The 25,640-nt window shown below is 69.2% G+C and carries 20 protein-coding genes; 11 read left to right on the top strand and 9 right to left on the bottom strand.

Annotated elements, in window-relative coordinates; translation table 11 throughout:
* A complete protein-coding gene (locus RM1_RS10495; RefSeq protein WP_072751227.1) occupies nucleotides 1–1,368 on the bottom strand; it encodes a flavin-containing monooxygenase in 1,368 nt (455 codons plus the stop codon).
* Between the two features lie 223 nt (nucleotides 1,369–1,591).
* Between RM1_RS10495 and RM1_RS10490 the strand changes: the two genes are divergently transcribed.
* Both RM1_RS10490 and RM1_RS10485 read left to right on the top strand, forming a co-directional pair.
* Entirely contained in the window at nucleotides 1,592–2,236 is a 645-nt protein-coding gene (locus RM1_RS10490; RefSeq protein WP_072751226.1) for a TetR/AcrR family transcriptional regulator, read from the top strand.
* Nucleotides 2,237–2,392: 156 nt separating this feature from the next.
* Entirely contained in the window at nucleotides 2,393–2,875 is a 483-nt protein-coding gene (locus RM1_RS10485; protein ID WP_245816204.1) for a hypothetical protein, read from the top strand.
* A 69-nt stretch (nucleotides 2,876–2,944) separates the two neighbouring features.
* Here RM1_RS10485 and RM1_RS10480 read toward each other — a convergent pair whose 3' ends face one another.
* Nucleotides 2,945–4,642, bottom strand: a complete 1,698-nt coding sequence (locus RM1_RS10480) for an alpha/beta hydrolase (protein ID WP_169922307.1) — start codon at nucleotides 4,640–4,642, stop codon at nucleotides 2,945–2,947.
* Between the two features lie 123 nt (nucleotides 4,643–4,765).
* A complete protein-coding gene (locus tag RM1_RS10475; RefSeq protein ID WP_072751225.1) occupies nucleotides 4,766–6,103 on the bottom strand; it encodes an ammonium transporter in 1,338 nt (445 codons plus the stop codon).
* 207 nt (nucleotides 6,104–6,310) lie between these two features.
* Here RM1_RS10475 and RM1_RS10470 point away from each other — a divergent pair, with 207 nt between their 5' ends.
* A complete protein-coding gene (locus RM1_RS10470) occupies nucleotides 6,311–8,605 on the top strand; it encodes a DNA polymerase III subunit gamma and tau (protein ID WP_072751224.1) in 2,295 nt (764 codons plus the stop codon).
* A gap of 117 nt (nucleotides 8,606–8,722) precedes the next feature.
* Here RM1_RS10470 and RM1_RS10465 read toward each other — a convergent pair whose 3' ends face one another.
* The 3 genes from RM1_RS10465 to RM1_RS10455 form a co-directional block, all read right to left on the bottom strand.
* Complete coding sequence (locus tag RM1_RS10465; protein ID WP_072751223.1) at nucleotides 8,723–9,688, bottom strand: alpha/beta hydrolase; 966 nt, start codon at nucleotides 9,686–9,688, stop codon at nucleotides 8,723–8,725.
* Between the two features lie 101 nt (nucleotides 9,689–9,789).
* Complete coding sequence (locus RM1_RS10460) at nucleotides 9,790–10,728, bottom strand: acyl-ACP desaturase (RefSeq protein ID WP_072751222.1); 939 nt, start codon at nucleotides 10,726–10,728, stop codon at nucleotides 9,790–9,792.
* Nucleotides 10,729–10,929: 201 nt separating this feature from the next.
* Entirely contained in the window at nucleotides 10,930–11,766 is an 837-nt protein-coding gene (locus tag RM1_RS10455) for an SDR family NAD(P)-dependent oxidoreductase (protein WP_072751221.1), read from the bottom strand.
* Nucleotides 11,767–11,865: 99 nt separating this feature from the next.
* Here RM1_RS10455 and RM1_RS10450 point away from each other — a divergent pair, with 99 nt between their 5' ends.
* The 6 genes from RM1_RS10450 to RM1_RS10425 all read left to right on the top strand — a co-directional run bounded on the left by RM1_RS10450 (nucleotide 11,866) and on the right by RM1_RS10425 (nucleotide 19,639).
* Nucleotides 11,866–12,450, top strand: coding sequence for a CGNR zinc finger domain-containing protein (locus RM1_RS10450; protein ID WP_072751220.1), 585 nt, complete (start codon nucleotides 11,866–11,868; stop codon nucleotides 12,448–12,450).
* A gap of 124 nt (nucleotides 12,451–12,574) precedes the next feature.
* Nucleotides 12,575–13,270, top strand: a complete 696-nt coding sequence (locus tag RM1_RS10445; RefSeq protein WP_072751219.1) for a hypothetical protein — start codon at nucleotides 12,575–12,577, stop codon at nucleotides 13,268–13,270.
* 92 nt (nucleotides 13,271–13,362) lie between these two features.
* Nucleotides 13,363–15,336 carry a sensor histidine kinase gene (locus RM1_RS10440; RefSeq protein ID WP_072751218.1) on the top strand — a complete coding sequence of 658 codons (1,974 nt, stop codon included), beginning with the start codon at nucleotides 13,363–13,365 and terminating at the stop codon, nucleotides 15,334–15,336.
* A complete protein-coding gene (locus RM1_RS10435) occupies nucleotides 15,333–15,971 on the top strand; it encodes a response regulator transcription factor (protein ID WP_027501662.1) in 639 nt (212 codons plus the stop codon). Before RM1_RS10440 ends, RM1_RS10435 begins: the two co-directional genes overlap by 4 nt.
* A gap of 280 nt (nucleotides 15,972–16,251) precedes the next feature.
* Nucleotides 16,252–17,466, top strand: a complete 1,215-nt coding sequence (locus RM1_RS10430; protein ID WP_072751217.1) for an acetyl-CoA C-acetyltransferase — start codon at nucleotides 16,252–16,254, stop codon at nucleotides 17,464–17,466.
* 31 nt (nucleotides 17,467–17,497) lie between these two features.
* Entirely contained in the window at nucleotides 17,498–19,639 is a 2,142-nt protein-coding gene (locus RM1_RS10425; RefSeq protein ID WP_072751216.1) for a 3-hydroxyacyl-CoA dehydrogenase NAD-binding domain-containing protein, read from the top strand.
* Nucleotides 19,640–19,693: 54 nt separating this feature from the next.
* On the opposite strand, the gene RM1_RS10420 is transcribed toward RM1_RS10425, so the two are convergent.
* A complete protein-coding gene (locus RM1_RS10420) occupies nucleotides 19,694–21,052 on the bottom strand; it encodes a flavin-containing monooxygenase (protein ID WP_072751215.1) in 1,359 nt (452 codons plus the stop codon).
* Between the two features lie 228 nt (nucleotides 21,053–21,280).
* On the opposite strand from RM1_RS10420, the gene RM1_RS10415 reads away from it, so the two are divergent.
* Together RM1_RS10415 and RM1_RS10410 are read left to right on the top strand one after the other, a co-directional pair.
* Nucleotides 21,281–22,054 carry an SDR family NAD(P)-dependent oxidoreductase gene (locus RM1_RS10415; RefSeq protein ID WP_072751214.1) on the top strand — a complete coding sequence of 258 codons (774 nt, stop codon included), beginning with the start codon at nucleotides 21,281–21,283 and terminating at the stop codon, nucleotides 22,052–22,054.
* 23 nt (nucleotides 22,055–22,077) lie between these two features.
* Entirely contained in the window at nucleotides 22,078–22,848 is a 771-nt protein-coding gene (locus tag RM1_RS10410; RefSeq protein WP_245816202.1) for an IclR family transcriptional regulator, read from the top strand.
* A gap of 45 nt (nucleotides 22,849–22,893) precedes the next feature.
* Here RM1_RS10410 and RM1_RS10405 read toward each other — a convergent pair whose 3' ends face one another.
* Both RM1_RS10405 and RM1_RS10400 read right to left on the bottom strand, forming a co-directional pair.
* Nucleotides 22,894–24,159, bottom strand: a complete 1,266-nt coding sequence (locus tag RM1_RS10405) for a GDSL-type esterase/lipase family protein (protein ID WP_072751213.1) — start codon at nucleotides 24,157–24,159, stop codon at nucleotides 22,894–22,896.
* Between the two features lie 107 nt (nucleotides 24,160–24,266).
* Nucleotides 24,267–25,595: a GDSL-type esterase/lipase family protein gene (locus RM1_RS10400; RefSeq protein WP_245816200.1), complete on the bottom strand. Its 1,329-nt coding sequence runs from the start codon at nucleotides 25,593–25,595 to the stop codon at nucleotides 24,267–24,269.
* Nucleotides 25,596–25,640 lie beyond the last annotated feature (45 nt).

Raw genomic sequence — 25,640 nt, 5'->3', positions numbered from 1 at the left:
TCACGCGTTCTGCATGGCGCGGGCAGGCACGGGCAACGTGTTGCCCGCGGCCTGGGCGCGCTTGCCGCCGTTGACGATTTCCTTCTTCAGGTTGCGTACGTAGGGATCGAACTCGCACTGGATGGTGTGCCGGGGCGACTTGTAGTACGGCTTGAGGTAGTACTCCTCGTCGGCGGCGAGGACGGCGCCCATCTCGCTTGGAGCAGGCGGCAGGTACTTGCCCGCGAGGTAAGCGGCGACGAGCTTGCTCTGCTGCTCGGCGAAGTTGACCAGGGTCGGCATCGGCTGGGCGAGGCCCATGAAGAACAGGTTGTCGATGTCGGGCTTCATCATTCGCTTGAACAGCGGGAAGCGGTTCTCGCTGTCGGGCAACAGGTTCGGATCGGTGAAGAACGGGAAGCTGATGTGGTAGCCGGTGGCGCAGACGATCACGTCGACGTCAAGGGTGCTGCCGTCGGTGAAGCGCACCTGCTTGCCCTCCAGCGCGGCGATGGCCGGCTTGAACGCGATGTCTCCCGAGCCCGCCTTGCCGAGGAACTCGCCGCTCGCGGACGGGTGCGCCTCGAAGGGCAGGTGGTCGGGCTTGGGCAGACCGTAGCCCTCCATGGAGCCGAGGTTCTTGTTCAGAAAGCGCCGCTTGAGCGCCAGGGAGATCGGGCGCGGTATCCAGGCGGGCATCGACATCTTGTCGCCAGCCGTGCCCTTGAGGTACTTCGGTAGCACCCAGACCCCGCGACGGGCGGAGACGGTCAGCGTCTTGGCCAGGAAGCGCTGCGAGAGCTCGGAGGCGATGTCGAGGCCGGAGTTGCCCATCCCGACCACCACGACGTTCTTGCCGCGCATGTCGATCGGGTCGAACGGGTCGTTGTATGCGTGGCTGTGGATGAGCGTGCCGTCGAACTCGCCGGGGTAGTCCGGGGTGTTCGGGTCCCAGTGGTGGCCGTTGCACACGATCAGCGCGTCGTATGTGCGCGCCTCGCCGTTGGACAGCGTGGCGGTCCACAGCCCGTCGCCGTCGCGCTCCGCGTGCTCGACGGAGGTGTTGAACGTGATCGTCTCCCGCAGACCGAAGTGGTCGACGTAGTCCTTGAAGTACTGGAACAGCTGCGAGTGGTGCGGGAAGTCGGGCCACTCGGCGGGAACCGGGAAGTCCTCGAACGCCAGCCGCCACTTGGAGGTGTCGATGTGCAGGCTCTGGTAGCAGGCCGACATCCCATTGGGGTTCTTGTAGTACCAGTTGCCGCCGACCTCGTCGGAGGCCTCGAAGCAGTCGTACGGGATGCCGTGGTCCTTCAGGCGCTTGGCGGTGGTGATTCCTGACGGACCGGCGCCGATGACGCAGACGCGAGGCAAGTTCGGGGAGTGCATGGCGATCTCTTTCTGCCGGGGAGTCGATGGGCCGCGGTCTCGTCCTTCCTGGCCGGCGCGGGTGCGGCGCCGGTCTAAACACGACTGTGACGACTGCGGTAAGTACGACTCGATGTGACCTGCGACATAGACTAGCGTTGGCTGACGGTCTGTCAAGTGAATGACGTAAAGTTGTCTTGCTGGCGATGTGGCGACTGACTGGGCCGCGAGTAAACTCCGATTGGTGGTGGATGCAGTGGGCAATGCGACGAGCGCGGGCAGCAGGCGCGGCACGCTTCGGGCCGAGCAGAAGCGGGCGACCCGCGCCCGGCTGTTGGAATCGGCTTGGGGGCTCTTCGCCGTCAAGGGCTACGCGGCCGTGACGGTCGATGACATCGCCGCCGAGGTCGGCTGCAGCCGGGCTACCTTCTATCTGCACTTCCCCGGCAAGGTGGACATCCTGATGGCACTGGCCCAGGAAGGCATGGCCCCCAGCGCTCTTTCCGTCTATCAAGACCTGGACCGTGTGCTCGACACCGGATCGCGGACCGAGTTCACGGATTGGCTCACCCGGGCCTTCGAGTGGTTCCAGCTGTACAAGGAGATGCTCCCGGCCTGGGACGAGGCGACGGCCCTCGAGCCCGACTTCCGGGCCATCGCCCGGGATGGGATCCTCGCCCTCCCGAACTCGATGACGAGCTACCTCGCGCGCTGGCCGGAAGACCAGCGCGACGGGGCCCGGCTCCGCGTCGAGCTTCTCATGACGCAGCTCGAACGGTTCTTCACCCGGTGGGCGACGCTGGGAACGATCGACGTCTCTGCCGAGGCGGCCACCGAGGTCCTGACGGACATCTGGTTCCCTGCGCTGACGGCTCCTGCCGCGTCGTAGCGCCTGCGGAGTCCCCCGATCGGGGGACACGCGATTCATCCCCTGTGGGGCCCGCCCGGTGGACAGAGCTGGCGGTGTGGCCGGGTGATAGTTGTCTCAGCGCCGGAACGATCCGGCTCGAGATGTCAAACATCTACCCGGACAGGATCATTCACCATGAGCATCGCCACAACCCGCAGCCGTCGCCTCGCCCGCATCGCCATCCTGCCCCCGCTTGTCCTGGCCTTCGGCGCCACCCTCAGCTTCACCGGCGCCGCGGCGTCCGCCGGAACGCTGCCAACGACCGGTCCGACGATCGCGATGACGATCACGAACAACACCGGTCAGCCGATGGTGCTGCGGGGCTCGGACAATCCGTACGGCGAGTGGATCCAGGGGCCGCGGGCGGTGCTCGCGCCGTGGAGCTCGCAGATCGTCACTGCGACGAACAACGATCCGCGGGGGATCGGTGTCGATGTCACCTACGGGTTGCCTGGTGACGCCCAGGCCGTGTTCATGGCGAACAACTACCAGGGTGACTCCAGCCTGGACGGGACGAGGATGACCGGTCACGACGGCGTGTACTACGGCATCGCGAGCACCATGGACACCGGCTTCCCCAACCTGAACGCCGGCTACACCGTCACCATGCACCCCTGAGGCGGCTGCGCCCTGTGAGTGATTCGCACCCCTACTGGGGTACGAATCACTCACAGTCGGCGAAGCCGCCTATTCGGCCATCGCGGCCCGCACCTTCTCGGTGTCCGCGGCAGTCCAGCCGTCGGGCGCGAGGATGGCCGCCCAGATGTTCGCGGCGTCCGCCTGGAAGGTGTGCCCGTGGCCGTCCGGCACGTCCGCCGAGAAGACCATGTCCAGGGTCACCTGCCAGAAGGTGACGAACGGGATCCAGCGCATGTCCGGATTGACGTCCGGGCCGAGCGGCTCGCGCAGCCAGTCCGGCCGGTTCAGCAACAGGTCGAACGACCACCAGGTGATCGGATCGCTCGCGTGCTGCCAGTAGACGATCCGGGGCATGCCCCAGGGGCCCTCGAGTTCGAGATCCTGTGCGGACGAGGCGAACCGGACGTTGGCGCCGCCGTCGATCACCGGAAGTCGTTCGGGCGAACCGGGATCGCGCCCCTCGGTCACGCCCGACCACTGCGGGGAGAAGTTCGGGGTACCAACCCACAGTGCGCCGTCGGTTCGGGCGAGCATGTCCTGGGCGCCCGCGAACGCGGACTGGCCGCCGAAGGAGCCGAGGCTCTCGCCGAACGCCAGCAGCTTCGGGCGGCTCTCGGCGGGCCGGGACTCCCATTCCCGGTAGACGGCCTCGAACAGCGCCCGGCCCGCCTCCTTGGGCGATTCCCGGTCCGCGATGAACGACAACGCGCTGGGCAGGAAGGAGTACTGCATGGACGCGATCGCGGAATCGCCGTTGGCCGTGTACTCGAGAGCGCCAGCGACCGAGGCGTTGACCCAGCCGCGGCCGGTGCCGGTGGCGACGGCCAGCACCGCGCGGTCGAATGCCCCGGTCCGCACCAGTTCCGCGACCACCTGATCCGCCGCGTCCGAAATCGACTCCGCGGACTCGCGTCCCACGTACACCCGGATCGGGGTCAGCGTGGGCCTGCCGGTGGCCGCGGTGATCTGGTCTGCGGTCGGACCGCCCGCGACAAAGGTGCGGCCCTCGCGCCCGAGGCTCTCCCACGGCTCGGCGGACGCAGGAGAACCCGAGCGTTCGGGCATCTCGGGTCGGGTCACGTTGTCGGCGGTGCCGTGATCGGACGCGGCGGCCGACCGGTTCGCGAGGCCGATGAGTCCTTGGTAGACGATGCCGTTGACGATCATCAGGCCGACGGCGACCACGACGACCAAGCTCGCGACCCTGGCCACCGGTGCGGGCACATAGCGGCGGCCGAATGCCGCCATTCGGTTGGTGGCCGTCCGGGTGGCGCGGGCGATCCACAGGAGCAACGCGGCGATACCGAGTGAGGTCAACAGCACCAGAAGGTAGTTCGCCTCGTGCTCCTTCTCGACGCCGACGAGATCGCGCACCACCTGCTGGGACACCGCGCCGAGGATCGCGAAGGTCGGGACGAGGACCACCGTGAACCCGAGCAGGGTCCATCGGCCGATCCGCTTGGTCCGATCGGACCATCGAGGCGAGACACCGCATTTGCGCACCGCCCAGGCCGCGAGGCAGCCGATCCCGTAGCCGGTCGCGATGCTGATACCGGTGGCGACGCCCTGCAGGTACCACACGCGCGGCAGCAGGGAGGGCGTCAGCGACCAGCAGAAGAAGAGCAGCGCGACGGCGAGGCCGACGGGATGGAGCGACCGGCCGTAGCGGCGCGCGCGATCGGCGAACCCGTCGGTGTCCGGGGCGTCGGCCGGGTGCGGTCCTGCCGGGGGGAGCGTCGTCGTCATCGTCATCGTCGTTCCTGGTCCGGTCGCGGCGCCTCCTGGCGGGAGGGTCGACTGCTGACGGTCCTACCTATCCGGACCGGGGCGGAGCGTATCGAATCGAACCGGACGAGGAGGGCATCTCGGTCAGTCGGTGACGTCGTCCTGGTCGGGCTCGGCCGGGCGGTGACGCTGCTCGTCGTGCTCGCGGGAGAAGATCCCCGGCGGCGGACCGGCAGGCCCGCCGTGCGCGAGGACCGCGTGCTCGTACGCGGACTCGGCGTGCAACGCCAGGTCGACGCCAGCGATTTCGTCCTCGCGGCTGACCCGGAAACCCATCCAGCGGTCGATCGCCTTGCCGAGCGCGTAGGTGACCCCGAAGGCGTAGAGACCGACAACGACGACCGCAAGGGTCTGCTTGCCGAGCTGGGCGAGTCCGCCGCCGTACAGCAGGCCCTCGACCCCACCGGTCATCACCTCGGCGGCGAGCAGGCCGATCAGGAGCGTGCCGACGATGCCACCGATGAGGTGCACGCCGACCACGTCGAGCGAGTCGTCGTAGCCGAAGCGGAACTTCAGGCCCACCGCGAAGGAGCAGACGACGCCCGCCAGGGTGCCGACCACCGCGGCGCCGAGGACCGTCACCCAGCCGCAGGACGGGGTGATCGCGACCAGGCCGGCCACCACGCCGGAGGCCGCGCCGAAGGTGGTGGGGTGTCCGTCGCGCTTCTGCTCGACCAGCAGCCAGCCGAGCATGCCCGCGCAGCCCGCGACCAGGGTGTTGAGGAAGACCGCGGCCGCGGTGCCGTTCGCGGCGAGCGCGGAACCGGCGTTGAAGCCGAACCAGCCGAACCACAGCAGCCCGACACCGAGCAGCACCAGGGGCAGGTTGTGCGGTCGCATGGGCTCGGAACGGAAGCCGATGCGCGGGCCGAGGACCAGCGCCAGCGCCAGCCCTGAGGCGCCGGAGACGATCTCGACCACCAGGCCGCCCGCGTAGTCGAGCGCGCCCAGCTGCGCGATCCAGCCGTCCGGACCCCACACCCAGTGCGCGACCGGGGCGTACACGGCCAGCGTCCACACCGGGACGAACACCATCCACGCCGAGAACTTGGTGCGGTCCGCGATCGCACCGCTGATCAACGCGGCTGTGAGGATCGCGAAGGTCAGCTGGAAGGTGGCGAACAGGAACTCCGGGACGCCGCTGTGCACGGTCGCCGGGGTGATGTCGGCCATGCCGAGGTGCTCGAGCCCGCCGAGCAGACCGCCGCCGATGTCCTCGCCGAAGGCCAGGCTGTAACCGATCACCAGCCAGACCACGCTCACCAGGGCGATCGCGACGAAACTCATCATGATCATGTTGAGCACGCCCTTGGAGCGGACCATACCGCCGTAGAACAGGGCGAGCCCCGGCGTCATCAGAAGGACCAGGGCGGTGCTCACCAGCAGCCATGCGGTGGCTCCGGCGTCAATGGTCTCGGGCACGTCGGTTTCTCCTCACGCGCGCGGGCCTCGGCCGCACGCGAGTGGTGACGATGGTCTGTCGCGGTTTCGCCTGCGCTGCGAATGTGTTGCGGCTGTGTTTCGGAATCCGCTCACCCGGGCTGTCGCATGGGTGCGGGTTCCGGCGCGGGAGGCCCGGGGACGGCGGTCCGCCGACGCGCTGTCGCCCCTCGCCGGTACCCTCACCGCGTGGCCCTCTACCGGAAATATCGACCGGCAACCTTCGCCGAGGTGGTGGGGCAGGAGCACGTCACCGACCCCCTGAGCACCGCCCTCGACGCCGGACGCATCAACCACGCGTACCTGTTCTCGGGCCCGCGCGGCTGCGGTAAGACGTCGTCGGCCCGGATCCTGGCCCGGTCACTGAACTGTGTGGAGGGTCCGACCTCCACCCCGTGCGGTGTGTGCGCGTCGTGCGTGGCGCTCGCCCCGGGCGGTCCCGGCAACCTCGACGTGATCGAGCTGGACGCGGCCAGCCACGGCGGTGTCGACGACACCCGCGAGCTGCGTGACCGGGCGTTCTATGCGCCCGCGGAGTCCCGGTACCGCATCTTCATCGTGGACGAGGCCCACATGGTCACCACCGCGGGCTTCAACGCGCTGCTCAAGATCGTCGAGGAGCCGCCGGAGCACCTGATCTTCGTCTTCGCGACCACCGAGCCGGAGAAGGTGCTGCCGACGATCCGGTCGCGCACCCACCACTACCCGTTCCGGTTGCTGGCGCCCTCGACGATGCGCGGACTGCTGGAGAAGATCTGCGCGCAGGAGAACGTCGCCGTCGAGGCCCCTGTCTATCCGCTGGTGATCCGCGCGGGCGGCGGGTCGCCGCGCGATTCGCTCAGTGTGCTCGACCAGCTGCTGGCAGGCGCGGGCGACGAGGGCGTCACCTATCAGCGCGCGCTGTCCCTGCTCGGGGTCACCGACGTCGCGCTCATCGACGACGCGGTCGATGCGCTCGCCGCCGGTGACGGCGCCGCGCTCTTCGGCACCGTGGACAAGGTGATGGACGCGGGCCACGATCCGCGGCGGTTCGCCGTCGACCTGCTCGAGCGGATCCGCGACCTGATCCTGATGCGGGCGGTCCCCGACGCGGGGGAGCGCGGCCTGGTCGACGCCCCCGGTGACGTGCTCGAGCGGATCCGCGAGGAGGCGGAACGGATCGGTCCCGCGACCCTGGCCCGTTACGCCGAGGTCCTGCACGCCGGCCTGGGGGAGATGCGTGGGGCCACGGCACCCCGGCTGCTGCTCGAGGTGATGTGCGCCCGGATGCTGCTGCCTGCCGCGTCGGACGCGGAATCGGCTGTGCTGCAACGGCTGGAGCGGCTCGAACGGCGGGCCGAGGGTGGGCTGCCGGTGGCGGAGCAGGCCGCAGGGACACGATCGAGCGCGCCCGCGGAGCCCGCGGCGCGGCCGAGTGCCCCTGAGCCCGAGCCGATCTACCAGCGCCCGTCGCAGCGCGCGGCGGCGCAGCAGCGGCACCCCGAACCGGTCCAGCAGGCACCGGCACCGGCACCGGCCGTTCGGCCCGAGCCGGTCGCGCCTGAGGTCGTCGCCCCCGTGGCGGCCGAACCTGGTGCACCGGAACGGGATGCGTCGCCCGCCGCGGAGGTCGCTGTTCCGGCCGAGACGCCCTCCGCAACGCCGGAACCGGTGCCCGCCCCGCAGCCGCCCGAGCCCGCCCCCGTGGCCGAGGAACCCGCTGCCCCTGTGCCTTCCGCGCCGGCCCCCGTTGTCCAGGAAGCGGTTGTGCCCGAACCCGTTGCGCCCCCCGTCGAGTCGGTGCCTGCGCCCGAACCGGAACCGCTGGCCGTCGCCGAGCCCGAGCCGTCGCCGTCCGAGCCGGTGGCCCCGCCGGTGCCCGCGCCAGCGGCCGCCGGTCAACCCGACGCCACCGCGGTCCGCGCGGTGTGGTCGGAGGTCAGGGCGAAGGTGCGCGACCGGAGCCGCACCGTCGAGGTGATGCTCTCGGGCGCCACGGTCCGGGCGGTGGACAACGACCGCCTGATCCTCATCCATGCCTCCGCGCCACTGGCCAAGCGTCTGGTGGAGCCGCGCAACGCCGACGTGATCCGCGATGCGCTGCGAGAGGTGTTCGGCGTGGACTGGGCAATCGACTGCGAGGTCGGCACCGCCGCGCCTGCAGAGACTCAGCGCGCCCAGCCCGCCCGCCAGCAGCAGGCGAAACCGGCAGGCGCGCCGAGATTCTCGCGTCCGAGCCAGGAGCAGGCGGCATCCGTGCCCGCCCCGCGGGCCGCGTCCGCGCCGGGTACGGGTGCCGACGACATCCCGCCGCCCGAGGAACCCGACTATCCGGACGATCCGGGCCCGCCGCCCGCCACGCCCGAGTCGGTCACCCCGGAGGACGAGGAAGAGATGATGGCGCAGGCCGCCGAGCCGGCCGACCCGTCCGTCCGCCGTGATCCCGAGGAGATCGCGCTCCAGTTGCTGGAGACCCACCTCGGGGCCAAGCGCATCGACGGCTAGCAGGCCCGTCCCGTTCGCTCGCCCCCGCCCGCCCGCACCGCCGAGTGTGCAGTTCTCGTCGCCTGTCCTGGGCCGATGCCCCGGCAGGTGCACACTCGGCGGAAGCGCCGGGCCGGGCTAGGCCGAGCGACGCTCGCGCGAGGCCACGTTCCGCCTGGCGAAGTCGATGCTGAGCGCGATCAGGGTCTTGCTCTCCTCGAACATGACGCCGAACACCGGGAAGGCGTGGATCTGCCCGCTCCACAGGTGGGTCTCGACGGGCCTGCCCGCCCGCTCGAGCCGCTCGGTCATGGCCTCGACGTCCGGCCGCATCAGCTCGTACTCGGCGGCGGAGAGGAACACCGGCGGGAACAGTGCCGGGTCTGCCTGCACCGGGGACTGCGCCCCGACGATCAGGTCGGGACCCGCGAGCCAGCGGTCCTTGAGGTTGCGCACCTGACGCATGGGCAGGTAGGCGTCGCGCTTCATGTACTCCGGGTCGTGTGACTCGAGATCGACATTGAGCAGCGGCGAGAACCCGAGCACCGCGGCGGGCGTGGTCAGCCCCTGCAGCGCGGTGATCTCGGCGACCTTCATCGCGAGGTAGCCGCCCGCGGAATCGCCCGCGACGATGATCCGGGTCGGGTCGTCGCAGGTCTCCAGCAGCGCGGTGTAGGCCGCCATCGCATCGGCGATCGAGGTGCCGATGCCGCCGTGCGGCAGCTGCCGGTACTCCACCGAGATCACCGGGACACCCGAGCGGGCCGCGAGCGCCCCGCAGGCGCCGCGGTGGGTGGCCAGCCCGCAGAAGACGAATCCGCCGCCGTGGAAGTACAGGATGGTCGCCCCCTGCAGCGCGTCGGTGGCGCGTCTCGGATGGGTGACCTTCTCGCATCGCACACCGCCCAGGGTGATCGGCTCGATGCTCACCCCCTTGGGGGCGGGTGTGCGGTCGGACCATTCATCGAGCTTCCCGAGTGCGCGGATGCCGCGGTCGGACATCGGCCACACCGTGAACAGCGGCTTGATGAAGATTCTCGCGAACCAGAACACCAGCCGTGCCCGAAGGCTGACGTTCCAGTGCCATACGGTGGATCCCTGCATCGGCTTGCTGTCCCCTCGTTGGTGCCGGTTTCGGTGCCACCACGATATGGCGGCGTGGTGCCGGCGACCAGAGTCCCAGCCGCCCGGCCGGTGTGTGGCGGCTATTCCGCGCGCGCGGCCTCGCGGGCGAGCATTCGGTCCCGCGCTTCCTCGAACCGCTCGGCGGAGTGGCGGAGGTCGTCGAGGTGGGTCGCCAGGTGGTCCCGCGCCCGCTCGCCCGCATCGGTGAAGTCGTTGCGCTCGAACACGTTCCAGATGCGGAGCACCGGCATGACGACGTCGTCGAGGTGCTGCCGGAGATCGTAGATGCCGTGTTTGGCGAGGAGCACCGCGTTCCGCCGGAAGCCGGGCATGGACAGGCCGGGCATCTGGAAATTGATCAGCACATCGGTGATCGCCTCGATCGCTGCGTCGGGGACGAGGTCGAGGGCTGCACCCGCGAGTGTTCGGTAGAAGACCATGTGCAGGTTCTCGTCCGCCGCGATCCGGTCGAGCATCCGCTCCGCGACATCGTCCGCGCAGGCATGCCCGGTGTTGCGGTGCGAGAGCCGGGTCGCGAGCTCCTGGAACGTCACGTAGGCCACCGACGGCAGGAACGCGGCGTTCAGCGGGGAGTCGAGGCCGTTGGTCAGGTGTTCCATCCGGTACTGCTCGAGCTGGACGGGGTCGACGGCGCGGGTGACCACCAGGTAGTCGCGCATGACGATGCCGTGCCGGTTCTCCTCCGCCGTCCACCGGTTGACCCAGGTGCCCCACGCCCCGTCGAGGGAGAAGCTGCCGGCGATCTCACGGTGATACGAGGGCAGGTTGTCCTCGGTCAGCAGGTTCGTGATCATGGCGACCTTCGCCAGCTCGGAGAGCCGCGACTGGTCCGGGTCCCAGTCCGCCCCACCCATTTCCGCGAAGTTCCTGCCCTCGTCCCAGGGCACGTAGTCGTGTGGATTCCAGTTCTTGGTCATCGACAGGTGCCGGTTGAGATTGGCTTCGACCGTCGGCTCGAGCTCCCTGAGCAGGTCGAGCTGGGTGAACGTCATGGTCATGAGAACTCCTTGGGAAGGAAGAACCTCGAGAACCAGTACCTGGCCCGCGGCGATGCCCGCGGTTGTCCAGGCCCTATTGAACACCGCGCGTCGCGACACTTCCAGGAAAGCTGCAGATTCGGCGGCGGGCCACGCGGCGTCGCACGTCAGCCGTGTGGCCCGCCCTCTGCCCGATCGTGTCGCGGGTGGTCGACGGGGTGCTCAGGCGTCGACGGCCTGCGTGACGGCGGCCCATTCGTCGAGTTCGGCGATGCGCGCGTTGAGCGCGGAGCGCATGGCCTCGGCGCCCGCGGCACCCAACGCCAGACGTAGCGGAGGGTTATCGCCTGCCACGGCGGCGCGGATGCCGGCCGCAACGCGGTCCACGCCGGAGAACGCCGACCCCGGCAGTGCCCCGATGGCCTGCTGCACCGCGCGGACCGTCTGGTCGTAGTCGGCATGCGTCACGCTGGCTGCGTCGAGATTGCCCAGGAACGGGGTCGCGGTCAGTGCGGGTTGGACGAGGGTCACCTTGATGCCGAGCGGAGCCACCTCGGCGACAAGCGCGTCGGTGAGCCCCTCAACGGCGTATTTCGTCGCCGCGAGCAGGCCGACTCCTGGGTCCGCGGTCTGGCCGTAGTAGGACGAGCCCTGCAGGATGTGCCCGGACCGCTGGCCCCGCAGCACGGGCAATGTCGCGCGGAGCACGTTCAGCACGCCGAAGACGTTGGTGTCGAAGATCGCCCGGGCCTGAGCGTCGTCCGCTTCCTCGACCGCGCCGAAGAGTCCGTAGCCGGCGTTGTTCGCCACGACATCGATACGTCCGAACCGCGCAACCGTCTGCTCGACCGCTGTCCGCACGGCGGCCTCGTCGCGCACGTCGGCATCGATCCTGAGCAACTGGTCGTGCTCGCCCAGCTCGTCGAGGGCGGCGGTGCGCCGTGCCACCGCAGCGACCGCTTCGCCCGCCTCCAGGGCGTGGCGCACGAGCTCGCGCCCGATACCCGAGGAAGCACCGGTGACAAACCAAACGGGTGACGTGTTCACTGAAGTAGTCATGTTGTGACCGTAACACGTTAGAACGCAACAACAAGGCCGGATTCGTTCTGATGTTGCGGCTATCCTTGGTATGGACATATCGCTGTGTATCGTGTGGGGATGGACGCAGTGCACGGATCGCCGACGCGGAGCCGCCCTGACGCCGCCGATGTGGTTTTGCGGTTCGTGAACACCCGAGCGGACGGCGCGGGGAACATCGAGGTCTTCGGCACGGCCGCGGGCTTCGCCGACTGGGCGGTCGAGCAGGACCTGCTCACCACTGCCACGGTCGTGACCGACTCGGATGCCGCGGCCGCACGAGAGCTTCGCGATGCGTTGGTCACGGTGTTCCTGGCACATGCGGGTGACCCCACGGTCGACGGCGCCAGGATCGGCGACGCGGAGAGGTATCTCCGGCAGGCCGGCACCCGCTATCCCCTGACCACGGTCATCACCGCGGTGTCGGCACGGCTCGGCGCCGGATCCACCGGTGTCCCTGGCGCTTTGGGCACCGTACTCGCCGCGGTGACCGAGGTGGCGCAGAGCGGCGACTGGACGCGGATCAAGGCGTGCTGCAACCCACCGTGCCATTTCGGCTTCGTTGATCGGACCCGCAACCGGGCGGCCCGCTACTGCAGTCCCGGATGCGGCTCCCAGGTCTCCATGCGCGCCTATCGCCAGCGCCAGAAGCAGACCGGTTCCTGAACTGGCCGTTGTCCGTGCGTAATTCCCGACGGTTCGGGTCGGTTGTCCCTGGTGGTCGGGACACCGGGCGCACCATCCTCGTCTGCAGTCGAAACGGTCGGGACAGAACCGGAGGAGCGTGCAGATGAGTACCACCATTCCCGCGGAGGGGCGCCAGGCCGACGTGGCCGACCGGCGTGGACCGTCGTCGTGGTGGGCGGTGACCGGTGCGGTCGCCGGTCTCGCCGGGATCGTCGGCATGCAGGCGAGCACCAGCCTCTCCGCCACCATGGACGAGGGTGTCGTGGGCAACGCGGTCGCCATGATGGACAGGATGGCCGAGGAGCGGGCCCTGATCCTGACCGAGCACGTGGCCATGAACGTGGCGGCGCTGCTGCTGCTGGTCTTCGCCGCCGGGCTGTGTCGCCGGCTCGCGGGCGGCCTCGACCCGCACAGCCTGCTGCCGCAGGTCGCGGCGGGCGGACTGATCCTCACGTCGGCCGCCTGTCTGATCGGCACCGGCCTGACCACCGAGCTCGTGTTCGGGCTCGGCGAGGGTGACCAGTTGCTGCCGGAGTTCGCGGCCTTCGGGGCGCACTGGATGGGCACCATCCCGTGGCTGTGGGCTGGCGCGGGCATCAGTGCGCTCGCGGTCGCGGCGGCCTCGCTGCGACACGGCGCGCTGCCGCGATGGATCGGCTGGACGAGCGCGGTGCTCGGCACGGTCACGGCGCTGTTCGGCATCTCCCCGCTGCAGTACATGGCGGGATTCACCGGGCCGGTCTGGGTGCTGGTGTGCGCGGTCGGGCTGTGGCTCTCGGGGCGTTCCGCGCGGGCGTGACCCAGAATGGGCCCCCGGACTGTGAGTCCTTCTGGCCCGTCAGCGGACCAGAAGGACTCACAGACGCCGGAGGCGCATACGAGGAGGAACGGTTGAGCGAGCGAAGTGGGGGGTCGGCGGGCACCGGCGGATGGCCGGTGCCCGCCGGCGTGCTCGCGTTCACGTCCTGGCTGCTGGGGGTGCTGGCGCTGGTGGCGTTCGTCGCCGCAGAGCCGACCCTCGACGCCGACCAGCTGTTCTTCCTCGTCGACCTGCTCGGCGCGGGCGTCTACGGCACGGTCGCCGGGGTGGTGCTCGCGCGGCGGGTGCATCCGGTGCCGATCATCCTCGGGCTCACCGGGATCGGGGTGGGGCTGGCCGCGTTCAGCTACGGCTACACCCAGCTGGCGCTGGTCCGGCCCGGGCTGCCCGCGGTCGCGGCGATCGAGCCGCTGCAGAACACCGCCTGGATCCCCGGCACCTTGGCGCTGTTCCTGGTGATCCCCTGGCTGATCCGCGACCACCGGCTGGAGCCGGTGGCCCGCGCAGGCCTGCTCCTCGGCACCGCGACCATCGTCTGGTACTTCGTGGCCCGCACCTACACCGACATCGCGCAGATCTGGTTGATCGCACCGGTGGTGACCGTGGGCCTGCTCGCCGCGGCCGACGCCGCGTGGCGGTGGCGGCGGGGACCGGTGGACGAGCGGGTCGGGCTGGGCTGGCTGTGCCTGGGCACCGTGCTGATGGCGCTCTCGTTCGTTCCGCTCGCGCTGCCGCCGACGTGGCCCAGCCTGTGGATGCTCACCCCGCTGATCCACCTGGCGGTGCAGGCGTTCTATCCGGCGGCGATCCTGGTCTCGATTCTGCGGCAACGGATGTGGGGACTCGACCTCGCGGTCAGCCGCGCTGTGCTCGCGGGCACCCTCACCGTCGCTCTCCTCGCGCTGTACGTGGTGGTGGCCACGGCGCTGGCCCGGCTGCTGCCCGCCGCGGACTCGGTGCTCGCACAGGCCGTGGCGGCCGGAGCCGTTGCCGTCGCTGTGCAACCGTCCCGGATGTGGCTGCAGCGCCGCGTGCACGACCTCGTGTACGGGGAAGGCCGCGACCCGGCCAGGGCGGTGCGTCGCCTCGGGGCGCGGTTCGCGGAGGCGGAGACGCCCGAGGACCTCGTCTCCGAGCTCGCCGCAGGTGTGGCGGTCGCGCTGCGCCTGGAATCGGTGTCGGTCTGGCGTTCGGACGACACCGACCCCGTCGCGAGCTTCGGCAACCCGACGGGCCACCCGACCACGGTCGAACTGATCCACCGCGGCGCCCAGGTCGGCCGGTTGACGGTGACCGCCCCGCCGGGGGAGACCCTCGGGTCGCGGAGCCGGAAGTCCTTGGACGAGTTGGCCTCGGTGGTCGCCGCCGGACTGGTGTTGGTGCAGGCGACGCAGGATCTCGACGCCGCGCGGGAGCGGCTGTCCACGGTGCGGCTGGAGGAGCGCCGGGTGATCCGGCGGGAGCTGCACGACGGTCTCGGGCCGTCCCTCGCCGGCATCCGGCTCGGGCTGCAGGGGGTCAGGAACCTGCTGCGCACCGATTCGGACGCGGCGGTGCGGCTGCTGGAGTCGCTGCAGGTCCAGCTCGACCACCAGGTCGACGGCGTCCGGTCGTTGTCCCGCAACCTCTTCCCCCCGATCCTGGACGAGCTGGGCCTGGCCGCCGCGCTGGAGGAACTGGCCGTCCAGCACGCCCGCGGCGGGTTCGCGCTGGACGTGCGCGCGCAGCTGCCCGCGCGGGTGGACCCGTACGCGGGCGCGGCCGCATACGGAATCGTGGTGGAGGCCGTCTCGAACGCGAGGCGGCACAGCGGTGCCGACGGATGCCGGGTCGAGGCGGTCTGTGCCGCAACGGAGTCCGGTGGCCGTCAGCTGACCGTCACGATCCGGGACGGTGGGAGTGGCTTCGACGCGGGCCGGGAGGCGGGCGTCGGGACCCGCTCGATGCGGGAGCGGGCGGGCGAGCTGGGCGGCACGCTGGTCATCGACTCGGTGCACCCGCACGGCACCAGGGTCACCGCGCGGCTACCGTTGACCGCATCATGACCGCCATCCGCGTCGCCGTCGTCGACGACCACCCCGTCTTCCGGCTGGGGATGGTGGCGCTGCTCTCCACGCTCGACGGCATCGAGGTGGTCGCCGAGGCCAGTTCGTCGGCCGAGGCGACGGCGCTGGTGACGGCCGACGTCGATGTGGTGCTGATGGACCTCGAACTCGGCGATCGTTCCGGCGTCGAGACGACGCGGGACCTGGTCTCGCGGTTCCCGGCGTTGCGGGTGCTGATGGTGACGATGCACGAGGACGACGAGTCGATCGTCGCGTCGATGCGTGCGGGGGCAAGGGGCTACCTGGTCAAGGGCGCGGTCCCGGACGAGGTGGAGCGGGCCATCCGGGCGGTCGCGAACGGCGAGCTGCTCCTCGGCGCGGCGGTGGCCGAGCGTGCGCTTGGATTCATGGCGGCCTCCAGGAGCCTCGCGCCGACCGTGTTCCCCGAGCTGACCGACCGGGAGCGTGAGGTGCTCGACCTGGTGGCGGGCGGGCACGACACCGCGACGATCTCCCGGCGCCTGGTGCTGAGCCCGAAGACGGTGCGCAACCACATCTCCAACATCCTGACCAAGCTCGGGGTGCCGGATCGGTCCGCTGCCATCGTGCGGGCGCGCCAGGCCGGGCTGGGTTGAGCCTCGCCGGCGGGCTGGCCCGAGCCTCGCGGGCGGGCCGGGTCGAGCCGTCTCACTAGAACGGGCCCCGACCCCGGCCCGCCGTGACGATCGCAACGGTCACAGAGCCCGCTCGGTTCGGTCCTAGACCCAATTCTGAAACGAGTTCTAGTATGGCTTGCGTCGAGGTGTATGCCTCGGGCCAGGTGCCGCTCGAGTCGGCGCTCGGCGATGACGTTTGAACTGCCATTGCGAACACCACGCACGCGGCGGAGCCGTGCACAGGAAGGAACACCTCACAGTGACCACAGAGGCATTCATTTATGAAGCCATCCGAACCCCACGTGGCCGAGGAAAGAAGACCGGTTCGCTGCACTCGGTCAAGCCGATCTCGCTGGTCACCGGCCTGATCGACGAGCTGCGCGTGCGCTTCCCCGACCTCGACGAGGATCGGATCTCGGACCTGATCCTCGGTGTGGTCTCCCCGCTCGGCGACCAGGGCATGGACATCGCGCGCATCGCCGCCACCGACGCCGGCCTGCCCGACACCGTCGGCGGCGTGCAGATCAACCGCTTCTGCGCCTCCGGCCTCGAGGCCGTGAACATGGCCGCGCAGAAGGTGCGCTCCGGCTGGGACGAGATGGTCATCGCCGGCGGCGTCGAGTCGATGTCGCGCGTCAAGATGGGCAGCGACGGCGGCCCCTGGGTGAACGACCCGGCCACCAACTACGACAACTACGTCGTCCCGCAGGGCATCTCGTCCGACCTGATCGCCACCATCGAGGGCTTCAGCCGCGACGACGTCGACGCGTACGCGGTCCGTTCGCAGGACCTGGCGGCGAAGGCCTGGGCCGGCGGATACTTCGCCAAGTCCGTGGTCCCGGTCAAGGACATCAACGGCATCACCATCCTCGACAACGACGAGCACATGCGCCCCGGCACCACCGTGGAGAGCCTGGCGGGCCTCGCTCCCGCCTTCGCGATGATCGGCGAGATGGGCGGCTTCGACGCCGTCGCCATGCAGAAGTACCACTTCGTGGAGAAGATCAACCACGTCCACCACGGCGGCAACAGCTCCGGCATCGTCGACGGCGCCGCGCTGCTGCTCGTCGGCAGCGAGGAGGCGGGCAAGGCCATGGGCATGACCCCGCGGGCCCGCGTCGTCGCGACCGCCACCTCGGGTGCCGACTCGACCATCATGCTCACCGGCCCGACGCCTGCGGCCAAGAAGGCCCTGGCCGCTGCCGGTCTGACGATCGAGGACATGGACCTCGTCGAGATCAATGAGGCGTTCGCCTCCGTGGTGCTCAAGTTCCAGAAGGACATGAACATCCCGGACGAGAAGCTCAACGTCAACGGCGGCGCGATCGCCATGGGCCACCCGCTCGGCGCCACCGGCGCGATGATCACCGGCACCATGATTGACGAGCTCGAGCGCCGCAATGCCCGCTACGCACTGGTCACCCTGTGCATCGGCGGCGGCATGGGCGTGGCCACCATCATCGAGCGCGTCTGACGCGGCCCGGACTACCAGGAGACTTGAAGCAGTGAGCGAGCAGAACATCATCAACTGGGAGCAGGACGCCGACGGAATCGTCGTGCTCACCATCGACGACCCCAACCAGGGCGCGAACACCATGAACGCGGCCTACATCGCGTCCATGAATGCCACCGTCGACCGGCTGTACGCGGAGAAGGACGCCATCACCGGCGTCGTCCTCACCTCGGGCAAGAAGACCTTCTTCGCCGGTGGCGACCTCAAGAACATGATCAAGGTCGGTCCGGCGGACGCCGAGCAGATCTTCAACCACAGTGTCACCCTCAAGGCCGACCTGCGTCGCCTCGAGACCCTCGGCAAGCCCGTCGTCACCTGCATCAACGGTGCCGCGCTCGGTGGCGGCCTCGAGATCGCGCTGGCCACCCACCACCGCATCGCCGCGGACGTCAAGGGCGTCAAGATCGGTCTGCCCGAGGTCACCCTCGGCCTGCTGCCCGGCGGCGGCGGTGTGGTCCGCACGGTTCGCATGTTCGGCATCATGACGGCGCTGACCCAGCTGCTGCTGCAGGGCCAGCAGCGCGGACCGGTGCAGGCCAAGGAGATCGGCCTCATCGACGAGGTCGTCTCCTCCATCGAGGAGCTCGTTCCCGCCGCGAAGGCGTGGATCAAGGCCAACCCCGAGTCGGGCGTGCAGCCGTGGGACGTCAAGGGCTACAAGATCCCCGGTGGCACCCCCGCCACCCCGGCGTTCGCGGCGAACCTGCCCGCCTTCCCGGCGAACCTGCGCAAGACCCTCAAGGGCTCGCCGATGGAGGCCCCGCGCGCCATCATGGCCGCCGCGGTCGAGGGCAGCCAGGTCGACGTCGACAACGCGCTGACCATCGAGTCCCGCTACTTCACCAAGCTCGTCACCGGGCAGGTCGCGAAGAACATGATCCAGGCGTTCTTCTTCGACATGCAGGCCATCGGCTCGGGTGCCTCGCGCCCGAAGGACATCCCCAAGCGTGAGATCAAGAAGGTCGGTGTCCTCGGCGCAGGCATGATGGGCGCCGGCATCGCGTACGTGTGTGCCAAGGCCGGAATCCCGGTGGTGCTCAAGGACGTCACGATCGAGGCCGCCGAGAAGGGCAAGGCGTACTCCGAGAAGATCGAGGCCAAGGCGCTCTCCCGGGGCAAGACCACCGAGGAGAAGTCGAAGGCTCTGCTGTCGCTGATCACGCCGAGCGCGGACCCGGCCGACTTCGCGGGCGTCGACTTCGTCGTCGAGGCCGTCTTCGAGTCGCCCGACCTGAAGCGGAGCGTGTTCCAGGAGATCGAGGACATCGTCGACGCCGACGCCCTGCTGGGGTCGAACACGTCGACGCTGCCCATCACCGACCTGGCGACCGGCGTCAAGCGTCCCGAGGACTTCATCGGCATCCACTTCTTCTCGCCCGTCGACAAGATGCCGCTGGTGGAGATCATCCGCGGCGAGAAGACCTCGGACGAGGCGCTGGCGCGGGTGTTCGACTTCGTGCAGGCCATCCGCAAGACCCCGATCGTGGTCAACGACTCTCGCGGGTTCTTCACCTCGCGCGTCATCGGCACCTTCGTCAACGAGGCCATCGGCATGGTTGCCGAGGGCATCGAGCCGGCCACCATCGAGCAGGCGGGCATGCAGGCCGGTTACCCGGCGGCGCCGCTGCAGCTGTCGGACGAGCTGAACCTGACGCTGATGCAGAAGATCCGGGCGGAGTCGAAGGCCGCGGCGATCGCCGAGGGCAAGACCCTGCCCGCGGATCCGGCCGGTGACGTCATCAACTACCTCGTCGAGGGCAACGACCGCAAGGGCCGCCTCGGCGGTGCCGGCTTCTACAACTACGAGGACGGCAAGCGTACCGGCCTGTGGCAGGGCCTGCGCGATCACTTCAAGTCGGGTTCGGTGACCCCGCCGATCCAGGACCTGATCGACCGCATGCTGTTCATCGAGGCGATCGAGTCGGTCAAGTGCTTCGACGAGGGCGTGATCACGTCCACCGCCGACGCCAACATCGGCTCGATCATGGGCATCGGCTACCCCGCCTGGACCGGTGGCGTGAGCCAGTTCGTCGCCGGCTACCCCGGCGGCCAGGAGGGCTTCGTCAAGCGTGCGGAGGAGCTCGCCGCGAAGTACGGCGAGCGCTTCACCCCGCCCGCCTCGCTGAAGGCCTAGGCACCGATCTCCTGAAGGTGCCCCTCGCCCGGTCCGACCGGGTGGGGGGCACCTTCAGTCGTTTCCCGGGGCGAGACGCCGTCCGGTTCCTGCGGCCGCGCGGGCGCGACCGGCGGACTCCTCGGCGTCGAGGCCCCATTCGTACACGGCGGTATCGACCTGCATGGTGTGCCGCTTGCTCTTGACGAAGTGCTTGAGGTCCCGTTTCTCGTCCGCGCGGATGATGGCCTCCATCGAGGCGGTGTCCGGCAACGCGTAGTCGCCCGCCAGGTACGCCGCGGCCCACCTGGCCTGCCGCTCGCAGAACGGGAACAGCGTTGGAATCGCCTGGGCGAAACCGATCATGATCAGGTCGTCCACCCCTGGCTTGATCATCCGCTTGAACAGCGGCAGCCGGTTGTCGGGCGCCGAGATGAACTCCTCGTCGAAGAACGGGAAGGTGATCTTGTACCCGGTCGCGTAGATGATGACGTCGACGCGCTCGCGGCTTCCGTCGGTGAACTCGACCTCGGTGCCGTCGAGTCGCCTGATGTCCGGTTTCGCGGCCAGGTCGCCGGAGCCGAGCCGGACGAGCAGCTCGCTCGACACGGTCGGGTGCGCCTCGAGCAGCTTGTGGTCCGGGGTCGGGAGGCCGTAGTTCTCCATCCGTCCCACGGTGATCCGCATGAGGCCTCGGGCGAGGGACTTCTGCAGGCCGAGCGGCACGCGCGGCATCGTGCGCATGATCGTGTCGACCGGTCTGCCGAACACGTACTTCGGGATCACGTACGCGCCCCGCCTCGTGGAGATGAACGCCTTCTCGGCGAGGTCCCTGCGGCTGAGTTCTGACGCGATGTCGACTGCGCTGTTCCCGATGCCGACCACCAGGATTCGTTTGCCCCGCATGTCGATCGGTTCGGTCGGATCGATGTACTCGTGCGAGTGGATCTGACGGCCGGCGAACTCGCCGGGGAAGGCGGGCTCGGGCCAGCGGGGGTCCCAGTGGTGGCCGTTCGCGACGATCAGCGCGTCGCAGCGGCGGCGGTCGCCGCCGGACAGTTCGAGTTCCCAGCCGCCACCCTCGAGGCGTCGGGCGTGACGTACCTCCGTCCGGAACCGGATGCTCTCCGCGAGGCGGAACCGGTCGACATAGGACTCGAAGTACGCGTGCACCTGTTCGTGCGAGGGGAAGTCCGGATAGTCCTCGGGCATGGGGAAATCCGAGAAGCCGAGCCGCTCCTTGGAGGTGTCGATGTGCAGCGAACGGTACGCGGACGAGCGCCGGTTGGGATTCTTGAAGGCCCAGTTGCCGCCGACCCGGTCGCTCATCTCGAACGTCTCGACCGGCAGCCCCCGCTCGCGCAGCGCCTTGGTCGCGACCAGCCCGCTGAGGCCGGCGCCGATGACACAGGTGGACGGCGCTGAGGTGCCCATGGGTCCACAGTAACCGCGGAAACCACCTGGTCGCGGGGGATCCGGCGGTGCACGATCGGCGCGGTGACCTGTGGGTTCCCGCGACAAGGGAAACCGTATGTTCGCCGGTGGGTGCGGCGGCTACGTTCAGCCGGTGTGGCCTGGAGCACATCGACGGCGTCCGGCCACACCCAGCGCGGCCTCCGACGGCAGCGCGGGATTCGGATCGGACACGAACGGAGCACGTGCATGCTGACCTTGAGCTTTCCTGAGGGCGCTGCCCTGGTCTTCGGCGGCAGCGGCGGCATCGGGCGCGGCGTCGCCCGCGAGTTCGCCCGGGCAGGTAGCGCCGTCGCGATCTGCTACAACTCCAAGCGCGAGGTCGCCGAGGAAACGGTGACCGAGCTGCGGGCGCTCGGGGTGAAGGCGAGCGCACACCAGGTCGATGTCCGCGCGGACGAGGACGTCTCCCGGGTGCTCGGGGAGGTCGTCGGCGAACACTCGCGGATCCACACCGTGGTGTGGGGAGCGGGCCCGGTCGTGGAGCAGATCACCGTCGCCGAGACGACGCCCGCGCAGTACCGGCGGTCGATCGAGATCGAGACCCTCGGACTGTTCACCGCCGCGCACGCCGTGCTGCCGCACTTTCGCGAGCACGGTGGGGGTTCGTTCGTCCATCTCGGATCTGCGGGCGACCACTGGTTCCCGGCGCTCGACGGATTGTCGGTGATCCCGAAGGCGGCGAACGAGTCGCTGATCCGCGGTATCGCGAAGGAGGAAGGCGCGCACAACATCCGGGCCAACTCGGTGCTGGTCGGTGTCATCGAGGCGGGCATGTTCCTCGAGCTCAAGGCCCAGGGCGTCTTCGGCGAGGAGTGGGAACGCGAGGTCCACAAGCTGGTGCCGCTCAAGCGCTGGGGCAAGCCGGCCGACATCGGGGCGGCGTGCGTCTTCCTGGCCTCGAACGAGGCCAATTACATCACCGGGCAACAGATCTCGGTGTCCGGCGGTTTCGGCGTCTAGCCGGTTCGGACGCGGAGGAGGTCGTGGCGGTGAACGAGGGTGAGCAGACGCAATCCCTGCAGATGTTCGACAGGATCGAGCTGGTGCTGCAGGCACTCGACGACTGTGGGCATCTCACTCTCAGCGAGACGTCTCGACTGACCGGGATCCCGACATCGTCGGCGCACCGACTGCTCGAGAAGATGGTGCAGAGGCGGTGGCTCACCCGGGTCGGGACCCGGTACGAGATCGGCGTCCGATTGTTCGAGCTGGGATCGAGGGCGGTACGCAACCACTGGTTCCACCGCACCGCACTGCCGATCATGCAGGAGCTGCACCGATCCACGGGGGCCGTGGTCCACCTCGCCTTCCTCGACGGGGCCGACGGCATCTACTGGGAGAAGATCTCCGGCGCATTCGGGGCGAAGATCCCCTCGCGGATCGGCGGCCGGTACCCGGCGCACCGATCCGCGGTGGGGAAGGCCCTGCTGAGCTCGCTCCCGCGGGAGGCCCTCGACCAGCCGGTGTTCGGTCGTCTGAACCGGCGGGACGCGCAGCGGTCGGGCGGCAGGCGCGAGCTGGAGGACGAGCTCGACCGGGTCGCGGTCGAGGGCGTCGCCTTCGACCGCGGTGAGGCATTGCCCGGCCTCGGGTGTGTCGCCTCGCCGATCGCGCACGGTCACCCGACGCCCGCGGCCCTCTCGATCTGCGGGCCGCTCAGCCGCATCACCACCGATCGCAGGATGAGTGTGGCGGTGCAGAGCGCCGCCGCCGAGATCGCCCGCAGCGTCCGGCTGGCCGCCCCCGCAGAGTGAGTCGATCGGCTTCCTGTCACATCACGACGGAGTACCCGCGCCCCTTCACTGCCCTGCCTCCGCCGTGCACCGGTCCCCGGCGAGCTTTGCGATGTCGACGGCGGCCGCCATCGCCTTGTAGCCGCCGGGATTCGGGTGGAGATTGTCGGTGCTGGCGTACCGCCGGTCGAGAATGCTGTGGTTGTCGGGGTCGCGGAGGGCGGCGTCGAAGTCGATGACGCTGTCGGACAGGCGCTGTGACCTGATCCAGGAGTTGATTCGTGCCCGCACCGGCTCGGCAGGCGGGATGCTGAGTGCCCCATGGGTCACGGAATTCGACGCCGGAAGCAGCGTCCCGAGGTGCACGCTCAATCCGGCACCGTGGAATTGATCGATGACGTTCGTGTAGCCGGCGACGACTTCCTCGTAGGTCACCCCGATCGGGGTGCCGATGTCGTTGATTCCCATCAGGACGATGACGTCGCTCACGCCTGCCTGATTGATCACGTCCGCCTGTGCACGCGATACTCCTGACAGGCCGAACTTGGGGAACTCGGACGGTGTGTCGCGGGTGAGGCGGTTCCCTCCGATGCCTGCGTTGGTGACGACGGCGCGGCCGCCCGCCTCGTCGAGCCGACGCTGAAGAAAGTCCGGGTACCGGACGTTCTGGTCGACGACTCCCACGGTCTTCGGGGCTCCGAGTGGGTCGTTGCCGACATGGCCGTCGGTGATCGAATCCCCGAACGCGACAACCGTTGTCACATCTGTCGGGGCGACGACATCCATCCGGGAGACGAAGGACACGCGAGTGATGGTGCGTGCAAAGGCGTCAGCGCCGGTGTCCATCGAGTGGTCCCCGAGGCCGGGCGCCGTGAGGTAGCTCGTGGCGTTTCCCAGGTCGTGCCCGGTGACGTCCGTTGGTGCCCGGTCCACGTAGATGCTGACGGCGAGCGGCTCGAATGCCGAGAACGCAATCGGCACGGGATCCGTCACGACCTCCGAACCGGGTGCGGCCGTGGTGGATTCACTACCGCCATTGAAAAGTACCTGTCGTACGGACTCGGGTTCGACGGCGGCCCCGTCCTTCTGACGAGCGATCGTGACCCGGGTGAAGGTGACGGGTTCGCTGCCGAATCGATTGCTGAGGTGGATGCGGACGCGCTCACCCCCTCGGTGCGGGGTGACCACGACCCGGTGTGTCTGGTTGCTCGTGAGCCCGGTTCCCGCGGGGCTGACCGCCACTCCGGCGGCGACGGCCTCCAAGCCGCCGATCGCGTTGGTCGGGCTCGCGGACCAATTGCTGACCCAGTGGTCGTCGCCGCAGTCTGGCACTCCCGCGTTGGCAACGGCAGATGCGAAAAGGCTTGTCGCCGCCGTCAGGACCGCGCAGGTCACCGAAACAGTTCTGTACTTGAAACCCTTTGTCATATAAGTCCTTTTCATCTTCCGGATGTGTTCCCGGAGGTGCAGTCGTTCCCGGCGAACTCGGTGATGTCCACGGTGTCGGCGATCAGTCGATAGCCCTCGGGAGTCGGGTGGAGCTTGTCCGCACTGGCATACCGGGGATCGATGATGCTGGGATTGTTCGGGTCTCGAACGGCGGCGTCGAAGTCGATCACGCTGTCGGACAGGTGCTGAGATCGGATCCAGGAGTTGACCCGGACCCGGACGGGATCGGCAGGCGGGAAGCTGGTCAGTCCGGCCGCGAGTGCGTTCGAGGCCGGCATCATGGTGCCGAGGTGCACCCGCAGGCCGGCGTCATGGAGACGGTCGATGACCCTGGTGTATCCCGACACGAGTTGTTCGTACGGTGCGCCGATGGGCATTCCGAGGTCGTTCATCCCGATCCAGACGATGACATCGGTGACACCGGACTGGGCGAGCACGTCGGCCTCGATCCGTGCCTCGCCAGCCCGACCGAGGGCAGGGACCATCCCGTCGGAGAGCAGACGATTGCCGCCGATCCCCGCATTCGTGACGACGACCTCGACACCGGCCTCGTCGAGCCGGCGCTGGAGGAAGTCCGGGTAGCGCACGTTCCGGTCGACGACTCCGTCGACCTGTGGGTTGCCAAGGAAGTCCGCGCCCACATGCCCGTCGGTGGCGGAGTCCCCGAAGGCGACGACCGTCGCGACGCCTGCCGGGGCCATCATGTCCACCTGGGTCACGAACGGCACGCGCGTGGTGGTGTGACTGAACGCGTCACCGGCGATGTCCGCGGTGTGGTCCCCGAGCCCGGGCGGCGTGTAGAAGCTCGTCGCGTTCCCGCTGGCGTGTCCGGTGACCCGACCCGGTCGACCGTCGGTGTGGATGCTGATCGACAGCGATTCGAAACTCTCGACGGTGATCGGCACGGGGTCGGTCACTATGTCCGCCCCCGGCGGGACCGTCACCGAGGTATTGCCACCGTCGAAGGTGACAGGATGGACGGAACCCGGATCGATTGCGGCACCATGGGTCTGGCGTCCGACGGTCACCCGAGTGAAGGTGACGGGGTCGCTTCCGAACCGATTGCTGAGCCGGATCCGCACGTCACCCCCGCCGCGGTGTGGGGTGACCACGACGCGGTAGGTCTGGTCGCCGCCCGGCATCCCGGAACCGGTGGCCTCGACGGCATCGGTCGGGCTCGCCGACCACGTGCTGACCCAGTGTGGGTCGGCGCATCCGACTGCCGGCGTACCGGCCCAGGCCGTCGCCGACGCGCTCGTCGCCGCCAGCACGGCTGCGCACATCACCCCGAGCAGTCCTTTGCCAAGACCTTTCGACATGTAATTCCTTTCTAGCCTTCCTGCGGGTGAGCACAAGCTGACCGA

The organism is Rhodococcus maanshanensis NBRC 100610, assembly GCF_001894865.1.
Taxonomy (GTDB): domain Bacteria; phylum Actinomycetota; class Actinomycetes; order Mycobacteriales; family Mycobacteriaceae; genus Rhodococcus_G; species Rhodococcus_G maanshanensis.
The sequence above is the reverse complement of the archived record's forward strand: the minus strand, read 5'-3'. Positions and strand labels throughout refer to the sequence as shown.

What these genes read in the sequence shown, in the direction of transcription:
- RM1_RS10495 (WP_072751227.1), bottom strand. Translation starts at nt 1,368, where the DNA reads ATGCACTCCCCGAACTTGCCTCGCGTCTGCGTCATCGGCGCCGGTCCG.
- RM1_RS10485 (WP_245816204.1), top strand. Translation starts at nt 2,393, where the DNA reads ATGAGCATCGCCACAACCCGCAGCCGTCGCCTCGCCCGCATCGCCATC.
- RM1_RS10480 (WP_169922307.1), bottom strand. Translation starts at nt 4,642, where the DNA reads ATGACGACGACGCTCCCCCCGGCAGGACCGCACCCGGCCGACGCCCCG.
- RM1_RS10465 (WP_072751223.1), bottom strand. Translation starts at nt 9,688, where the DNA reads ATGCAGGGATCCACCGTATGGCACTGGAACGTCAGCCTTCGGGCACGG.
- RM1_RS10460 (WP_072751222.1), bottom strand. Translation starts at nt 10,728, where the DNA reads ATGACCATGACGTTCACCCAGCTCGACCTGCTCAGGGAGCTCGAGCCG.
- RM1_RS10455 (WP_072751221.1), bottom strand. Translation starts at nt 11,766, where the DNA reads ATGACTACTTCAGTGAACACGTCACCCGTTTGGTTTGTCACCGGTGCT.
- RM1_RS10450 (WP_072751220.1), top strand. Translation starts at nt 11,866, where the DNA reads ATGGACGCAGTGCACGGATCGCCGACGCGGAGCCGCCCTGACGCCGCC.
- RM1_RS10445 (WP_072751219.1), top strand. Translation starts at nt 12,575, where the DNA reads ATGAGTACCACCATTCCCGCGGAGGGGCGCCAGGCCGACGTGGCCGAC.
- RM1_RS10435 (WP_027501662.1), top strand. Translation starts at nt 15,333, where the DNA reads ATGACCGCCATCCGCGTCGCCGTCGTCGACGACCACCCCGTCTTCCGG.
- RM1_RS10420 (WP_072751215.1), bottom strand. Translation starts at nt 21,052, where the DNA reads ATGGGCACCTCAGCGCCGTCCACCTGTGTCATCGGCGCCGGCCTCAGC.
- RM1_RS10415 (WP_072751214.1), top strand. Translation starts at nt 21,281, where the DNA reads ATGCTGACCTTGAGCTTTCCTGAGGGCGCTGCCCTGGTCTTCGGCGGC.
- RM1_RS10400 (WP_245816200.1), bottom strand. Translation starts at nt 25,595, where the DNA reads ATGTCGAAAGGTCTTGGCAAAGGACTGCTCGGGGTGATGTGCGCAGCC.